The 7,187-nt window shown below is 38.5% G+C and carries 9 protein-coding genes; 2 read left to right on the forward strand and 7 right to left on the reverse strand.

Annotated features, from left to right (window positions below; all coding sequences use genetic code 11):
* Nucleotides 1–56 precede the first annotated feature (56 nt).
* Complete coding sequence (locus tag FJR08_RS16180; RefSeq protein ID WP_015078540.1) at nucleotides 57–1,217, forward strand: AI-2E family transporter; 1,161 nt, start codon at nucleotides 57–59, stop codon at nucleotides 1,215–1,217.
* Here FJR08_RS16180 and FJR08_RS16185 read toward each other — a convergent pair.
* From FJR08_RS16185 to FJR08_RS16205, 6 genes are all read right to left on the reverse strand, one after another.
* Entirely contained in the window at nucleotides 1,212–1,439 is a 228-nt protein-coding gene (locus FJR08_RS16185) for a hypothetical protein (RefSeq protein WP_015078539.1), read from the reverse strand. The two genes, FJR08_RS16180 and FJR08_RS16185, sit on opposite strands and share 6 nt — an antisense overlap.
* A gap of 151 nt (nucleotides 1,440–1,590) precedes the next feature.
* On the reverse strand, nucleotides 1,591–2,331 hold the full coding sequence (locus FJR08_RS16190; RefSeq protein ID WP_168633859.1) for a phytochelatin synthase family protein: 741 nt from the start codon (nucleotides 2,329–2,331) through the stop codon (nucleotides 1,591–1,593).
* 65 nt (nucleotides 2,332–2,396) lie between these two features.
* A complete protein-coding gene (locus FJR08_RS16195) occupies nucleotides 2,397–3,605 on the reverse strand; it encodes a NupC/NupG family nucleoside CNT transporter (RefSeq protein ID WP_168633860.1) in 1,209 nt (402 codons plus the stop codon).
* A 432-nt stretch (nucleotides 3,606–4,037) separates the two neighbouring features.
* On the reverse strand, nucleotides 4,038–4,841 hold the full coding sequence (locus FJR08_RS16200; protein WP_168633861.1) for a tetratricopeptide repeat protein: 804 nt from the start codon (nucleotides 4,839–4,841) through the stop codon (nucleotides 4,038–4,040).
* On the reverse strand, nucleotides 4,804–5,001 hold the full coding sequence (locus FJR08_RS23290) for a hypothetical protein (RefSeq protein ID WP_217357526.1): 198 nt from the start codon (nucleotides 4,999–5,001) through the stop codon (nucleotides 4,804–4,806). Before FJR08_RS23290 ends, FJR08_RS16200 begins: the two co-directional genes overlap by 38 nt.
* Nucleotides 5,002–5,135: 134 nt before the next feature.
* Nucleotides 5,136–5,351, reverse strand: a complete 216-nt coding sequence (locus tag FJR08_RS16205) for a hypothetical protein (protein WP_041457601.1) — start codon at nucleotides 5,349–5,351, stop codon at nucleotides 5,136–5,138.
* A gap of 241 nt (nucleotides 5,352–5,592) precedes the next feature.
* Between FJR08_RS16205 and FJR08_RS16210 the strand changes: the two genes are divergently transcribed.
* On the forward strand, nucleotides 5,593–5,940 hold the full coding sequence (locus FJR08_RS16210; RefSeq protein ID WP_168633862.1) for a hypothetical protein: 348 nt from the start codon (nucleotides 5,593–5,595) through the stop codon (nucleotides 5,938–5,940).
* Here FJR08_RS16210 and cobT read toward each other — a convergent pair.
* Nucleotides 5,937–7,037 (reverse strand): nicotinate mononucleotide-dependent phosphoribosyltransferase CobT, encoded by a 1,101-nt coding sequence (cobT, locus tag FJR08_RS16215; RefSeq protein ID WP_168633863.1) that lies wholly within the window; start codon nucleotides 7,035–7,037, stop codon nucleotides 5,937–5,939. The two genes, FJR08_RS16210 and cobT, sit on opposite strands and share 4 nt — an antisense overlap.
* Between the last annotated feature and the right edge of the window lie 150 nt (nucleotides 7,038–7,187).

Genomic DNA, 7,187 nt, shown 5'->3' on the forward strand with positions numbered 1-7,187 from the left:
GATTAATACTTTGTCAAGAAGAAATCAATTTAGTTCTATAGTGTAATTACCTAAAAATGCAAACACGTAAGCTACTCAATTGGTGGCAAACATTGACACCTATAGCGAGATACTTAGCGATCGCGCTACTTGCACCGTTATTAGTTCTCAATGGTTGGGCTATTGCCGCAATTTTCAATTATTTTCACTCCCTGATCGTTATTTTAGTCGGAGCTTCGGTAATAGCATTTTTACTCAACTATCCCGTAAGTTGGATGGAAAATCACGGAGCAAAACGAGAGCAAGTAGCCATCCTCGTATTTTTGTTAGCATTATCCATTTTATTAGCTCTAGGTGTCACCCTGTTTCCTCTCGCCCTGACTCAAGCCCAACAACTGGTGGCGCGTTTACCAGACTTAATTGATTCAGGACGTTCACAATTAATGATACTCAATGGCAAGGCAGAAAGTGTAGGTTTACCCATTAACTTAGATGCTTTAGCCGCCCAAATCAATGATCGCGTCAAAGGACAATTACAGTCCATAGCTGGACAGGTGCTAAATCTAGCCGTGATCACTGTTACCAGTTTGTTGGATTTCCTACTAACAATGGTATTAACGTTTTATTTATTACAGCATGGCGGTGAACTTTGGCAAAGTTTAGTAGAATGGCTACCTTCTAAATTTCGCGCTCCCTTTTCCAAAACAGTCCGTTTAAGCTTTCAAAACTTTTTTATCACCCAATTAATTTTATCAACCTGCATGGCTTCTGCGCTGATTCCTACCTTTTTATGGCTGAAAGTTCCCTTTGGTCTATTATTTGGGTTAACTATTGGAGTCATGGCACTTATTCCCTTTGGCGGTTCTGTGGGTATCGCTTTGACAACTTCTTTGGTTTCACTCCAAGATGTTTCTATGGGGGTGAGGGTCTTAATAGCTGCCGTAATCGTGCAGCAAATTCTCGAAAATCTGATTGCACCCCGAATTTTAGGCAGTTTTACGGGTTTAAACCCCGTTTGGATTTTAATTTCTGTCTTAACTGGAGCGAGAATTGGCGGACTTTTAGGAGTAATCGTGGCTGTCCCCTGCGCTGTGGTTATTAAAAGCATCATCAGTGCTATTCGCCCCTCAGCACTGAGTCTTGATCCAGAAGACTCTTCTCTGGATGATATAGCCACACCTATGACACCAGAAGCATCTCCAAAAGTAGAAACCAATAATTCCTTGAGTGTTTCATAAGACCTCGCGGTAAGTGGGAAACGAGCGTGTCTTTAGACTTTCTGGTAAAAAGCCTAGTTCTGTATTGGGTAGATAAGATCTAGTAAAAACGTTATTGCTGTTATCTATCGAGGAATAAGCAAACGCACCTAATAGCATAACACTAGCGGCTGCTAAAACATAACGTCTGCCCAAACTTACCCCATAACGTCGTTGCAGAAAATTGGTTGTGATAGAATTCATAATTATTTCCTCAATTACTCCAGATTTTCGGGTGTCTATTGCAAAAGACGTTGCTAATCTACTAATTGTTCACTATCTCATCCACAGATTCATAAATCCTCAATCGTTACAGTTTTGGTAACAACTGTTCCCTGTTCCCTGTAGATAAACATCAATTATTCTTACTCACAAATACAAACCCCCGCGTCTTGGCTGCTGTTGAATCAACAGTATTCATTGCCTTCCATAAATCTGCTGTTTTCACCCAAACAGGTGGATATTTATAGCGCGAAACATCCATAATTAAAAATCTATCTGTTAACTCGTTATATGCAGCTAAAGGCGAAATATGTCCACCTCGTTCTTGACCAATTTCCTGACGTAAATAGTTAATAATAATAAAATTTCCTGGTTGCTTTACATTCTCTGCTGCTAACTTGCGAAACTCTGCTAAATTTATCCCACCAGCATGATACACCTTAACTTGCACATCATAACTTTCCAATAATCCTCCTAACTGATCTAAAGTCATACCTTGACGGGCAACAACTTCAGAATTTACGACTTTTCTAGTTTTTTCATTACTGAAAAAGTTATCTTGGGTAAATACTCGAAATGGTTTATATTGTGGTGCTTCTGGTGCAGGAATTTTCAAGCTATTTAACACCATCACCATACTAGCAACTCCACAATATGCCTGATTAATTTGGGTGACAAATTGTGTACTTAATGGGAAAAAATCACTTTTTGACTTACTAGCAATTAATAATGTTTCACCTTCAGGAGTATCAAAACCAATCAAGTTTGAAGAAAGTGATAATGTTTGGGCGTAAACATGAACTCCAGCCAAACAAATACCTAAAGTAATAATTTTAATTGATGTTTTGATAGGATTGATTGCTGCCAATTTCATAGTTTATTTTCAACCTAATTTAAGTTGTTTGAAGGGAAAAACCCAGGTGCGATTGTATATTATTGTTAAATCAAAATCCCCGCAATTCCCGCAGTGATAAAACCCGCTAATAATCCACCAATCATAGTTCTTACACCCATACGGGCTAAGTCTTGTTGGCGGTTGGGTGCTATTCCTGTCATCCCCCCAATAGTAATGCCAATTGAGCCAATATTAGCAAAATTACACAAAGCGTAAGTGGCAATAATTGCTGAACGTTGAGAAATTTCTTGTTTCTTAATCATTTCTCCTAAATCCAAATAGGCGATAAATTCATTAAGAATCGTCTTTTTACCTAATAATGCTCCAACTTGTCCACAGTCAGCCCAAGGTATACCCATTAACCAAGCTACGGGAAACATAATTAAAGATAACATCCCTTCTAAAGATAATTGCGGATAACCTGCCAAATTTCCCAACCAACTTAAACTAGCATTCACAGCAGCTAATAAACTCAAAAAAGCAATTATTATGACTCCAACATTAACCGCTAATTTTACGCCATCAATTGCCCCAGATGTGGCTGCATCGAGAACATTAACATAATTACTTTTGATGTCTATATTAACTTTTTCTGTAGTTTCCGATACTTCTGTTTCTGGATACATTATTTTTGATACTATCAAGGCAACAGGAGAAGTCATAAAAAAAGCAGCAATTAAATGTTCTGGTGGAATCCCAAAGGACAAATAAGCACCTAGTACACCCCCAGCAATGGTAGCAAAACCACCAGTCATGACGGCGTGCAATTCAGATTTTGTCATGTTTGCTAGGTAAGGTTTGACCATGAGTGCTGCTTCTGTTGGTCCCAAGAAGATATTTCCCGCACAGGACAAAGATTCAGAACCTGATGTTTTCATGGTTTTCATCATCAACCATGCTAGGGCATTGACAACTCTTTGCAAAATGCCATAGTAATAAAGAATACTGATAAATGATGAGAAAAAGATAATTGTGGGGAGAATTTGAAAAGCAAACAGATGATCTTTGAAGTTTTCACCAAAGACAAATTTTGCACCAACATCAGAAAAAGCTAAAAAGTTACCAACGATATTTCCCAAGGATTTAAATAAGTTCAAACCCCAAGCCGTTTTGAGAATTACTAAAGCCAAAATAAATTCTAACCCCAATCCCCAGGCGACTGTCCGCCAACGCACAGCTTGACGATTCACGGACAGGGCGTAGCATATACCGATGAAAACACAAATGCCTAAAGATGAAATAGTGCGTTCCATATTCAATGTTTCCATATTTTTTGCAAATAAGCTTCAGAATAACTTAATTTCCGATCATTAAGTGCCGAATTAGCTGATTTAGGCGGTATTTATCACCAAAATGCTGCTAATGCAAGGGAAGAAAAACAGGATATTTGCTGGCTTAATTAATCTTAAATATAAAGAAATAATTAAAAGTATACAAAACTTAAATAAATTGTTATTACAGAACTATGCAAATGGGAATAAAGAGTGTATATTAGTTTCAACTTCAGTATACCGAAAGATTTATAGTCTACCAATTATGAGATACCTCTGGTTCACAACAAAATGAACTGGGGGTATCTGTGTTTTGGGAACTGTAGAGACGTTCCATGGAACATCTCTACAAGGGTTTCAAACCACGCACGTTTAATTCTCACCAGATGTCTATTGATAATCATAAGTAATGAATTATACATTACCCAATATCATGCTTATCTCTCCAGCTTGTTTCTGTAAATCTAAATCTTGATAGATTTGCAAACTCTGAGTTAAAAACTGATGAGCAATAACTTGATTATCAGGCTGATTTTGCTGTGTCCGTTTCAGGTAAATTTCCCCTAACAGCTTATATACTGAAGCTGTCAATTTTTGGCGGTTGTAATCTTGAAATATTTCTAAACATCCTTGAGCCATTTCTTCGCTCCGGTTAAGATTTTCTTGATATTGTCCTAGAGTATTGATTTCTATGGCTTGGTGGATATTTTTCTCAGCTTGTTTCATTAATTCAGTAGCTTCTATTGTGTGTACGGTATTTTTGGCTAATAAGATTTGACAATTAGCAAGTCGTCGAAAACATCTAGCAACATTTTCATCTCTACCTAATCGTTGGTAAAGTTCCCGACTTTGTTCGTGGTAACTTATTGCTTGTTCGTATTTACCCCAACCTTGATAAATCTTTCCTAGTTGATCGTAAGCAAGAGCAATTCTATCTTGGTCATTTAACTGCAGACGAATAGCTAAATCTTGGTTTTCACAATCAACAGCTTGCTGATATTTTCCCCATTCTCTATAGCAATCAGCTATCCAATACCATGAATCAGCTACATCTTTTTCCTTACCTAATTGTTGATAAAGTTCCCGACTTTGTTCGTGGTAACTTATTGCTTCTTCGTATTTACCACAACCTTGATAAATCCTTCCTAATTTATCGTAAGCAAGAGCAATTCTATCTTGGTCATTTAACTGCTGACGAATCGCTGCAACTTTGATCATAATTATGAAATTGACGGCTAATTTCTAGAGCAGGTGTCATTTCTTCACCCAGTTCTTTTACTAAATTTCTAATACTATCAAAAAGTGAAGATTCTAATTGATTAACAATTTTTGTTACATAATTATCTAATCCTAACGATTGACCACAAGCAACATACAAAATAGCTGTTTTTGCTTTAACTTACCTTTGGGGGTTAAAGTCCCCTGCTTCTACAAGCAGCGGGTTTTGCGTCGGGGTAAAATCCCCGTTGCAAAACGTAATTCTAAATTCTAAATTCTAAATTCTGCATTCTTTTAATAGCTTGCTGTGCAATTTGCAAACCAATCAAAACCTACAACTTCAGCATAGCCAATGTTATATCTATCTAGGGCTGTTTGGGTATCTATCCAAATAACAGTATGTGTATTTCCTAATTTTTGTTCTAATCGTCGCAGTTCAGTAGTTTTACCGCCACCTCGATGACCCGCCAGTAAAAATTTTGCTGGATCATCTACCACTTCTTCTAACATACCTCTAAGATACAAGGTTGGGTTGTGGAACGTAAACGTATCCCTGCGGGACACTGCGTGAACGCCAAGCAATCAGCATGAAATCCAACATGAGCGCTGGGTTGCGCTGTCACTTAACCCAACCTGCAAAAAATGGCTAAGGTATTGAAACAAGATGAAAAGTTAAATAATCCATAAGTATATCGAAGATCCTCAGTAAAGTGAATAACATAGAGACAATATTTTTTGGTGCAGGTATTAAATGGAATCTTTAGAAAAACAAATTCTCACATTGAGCCAGAAAGTTGATGCTATCTATGAAGTGATTGAAAGGCTTGATATGCGGCTATCTCAAGCTTTGTCAGATTCATCTTTAGATAAGTTACCAGTCATAGAACATTATCTAGAAAAGAAACAGCCAGTGCCTGAGTTAAAAGAATTGAAGCATAAAGATATTTTGTCAGATGGTATTGTAGAAATGAATTATCAGACGACAGATAAACAAATAACACCAGAAATCCAAATTCAACGGCTAACAGCTCAGTTAACCGCTGCATATCATCGGATTGCTGCTTTAGAAGAACAGTTACTCAGACAGAGAGTTTATTAATTGCGGCTGATTTCTTCAAGTTGGGCTTCAATAGCTGCTAATAATTGATTTTGTTGCCAATTTTGACTTAAAGAGGCAGCTATACAAGCCGCACCAGCACCAATACCTTCTTTGACAAAACCCCGTTCATAAGCTTGAAGTTGAGGATATCGAGAATTAGCAAAACTCAATTGTGTAGCTAACAAGGGAGGGATGCTATTTTTGTGTAAACTTTGGGCTAAATCAACTGTTGCACCTGTGGGATCTTCTGCTACCCAACGGGTTGTGCCGATGACAATTTCTGCGGGTTGCCAAGATAAAGAGTATGTGTGAGCGATCGCTTGAATTAAAGCATAAACTGCTAACATTTGTGTACCTCCACCCAATAATACCCCACAACTCCGACTCGCGGCGATCGCCATTCCTGCTACTACCACCTGCATAGGATCACCTACTGCGGCCACCAGTTCTAAAGGATCAACTGACGGGGGAATTTTTGCCAATCCCGCTTGCACCAAATCCCATTTCTGTCCGTGATTACACACAGGATGGCTACTATTAACTTTACCAACAGCATCAATGCCCAAACCAGTTAAAATTGCCAAGGCTGTTGTTGTGCCACCGACAACGCACTCGCTGAGAATTAAATACCCATGAGAACTTAATTCAGAACTTAATTGATCACCCCAACGCAATCCTTGTGCTAATAAATGTTTGACAGTATCTATATCCATAGCTGCACCCTGACTTAAACACTTCGCCGGCGCACCACCCAAATCAATTAATGGTACAGGTGGAGTATGGGGTAATCCCGCATTAAACAAGTACACAGGGATATTTAAATTAGCCACCACCGCCCGCGAAATCAGCACAGGAGAAGCCCCGGAAGTCAAAGGAGGGAGAGGGTACTTGGGTTGATGTTCAGCACCGTAATAGAGAAATTCTCCATCAGCACAAGCTGTATATTGGCGATCCTGTGGAGTCAACCCAGCGGCAGAAATACCAGGAATTAAACCCGTTTCTGTAAATCCTAAAATACAGGCAAATATCGGTAATTTACCCCGATAACGATGAAGCCATGCTTTGCCCTGGGGAACTTGTGTGTAAATATTAATCATATAGCAGGTCATTGGTGATTGGTCATTGGTCATTGGTGATTGGTCATTGGTCATTGGTCATTGGTCATTGGTTATTGGTTATTGAGAAAATTCTTCTTTCTTCCTTCTTCCTTCTTCCTTCTTCCTTCTTCATCCTGACTCGGTGACTCC

Source organism: Dolichospermum sp. UHCC 0260 (genome assembly GCF_009711985.1).
GTDB lineage: Bacteria > Cyanobacteriota > Cyanobacteriia > Cyanobacteriales > Nostocaceae > Dolichospermum > Dolichospermum lemmermannii.